Annotated in this window: 1 protein-coding gene; it reads right to left on the minus strand. The window is 61.3% G+C overall.

All coding sequences use genetic code 11. The features are described 5' to 3' along the window. A partial coding sequence (locus GFJ41_RS21300) for an eL15 family ribosomal protein (RefSeq protein WP_206001633.1) occupies positions 1-301 on the minus strand: 301 nt, incomplete at its 3' end. Between the last annotated feature and the right edge of the window lie 30 nt (positions 302-331).

Genomic DNA, 331 nt, shown 5'->3' on the forward strand with positions numbered 1-331 from the left:
CAGCACGCTCCTCAGCGACGGACTGCAGGCTGCGAGCGAACTTCAGCTGGTTGACACCGTGGTGCACGGGCTTGCCGTATGTGGCGCCTTTGGGTACGGGGCGTTTGCGGCCACCGCGACGGACACGCACCCGGTAGATGACGTAACCTTGCTTGGCCTTGTAGCCGAGTCTTCGTGCCTTGTCGGGTCTGGTGGGTCTGGGAGCGCGGTGCAGGGCGGAGAGCTGACGATACTGCCAGCAACGGACACGCAGCAGAAAGCGCATCACATCCGACTGCTTCTTCCTCCATAACTCCTGCATGTACTTGTACGCACCCATGATGCCTTACGT

The organism is Paraclostridium dentum (genome assembly GCF_012922555.1).
In the GTDB taxonomy this organism is placed as follows: Bacteria; Bacillota; Clostridia; order Peptostreptococcales; family Peptostreptococcaceae; genus Paraclostridium; species Paraclostridium dentum.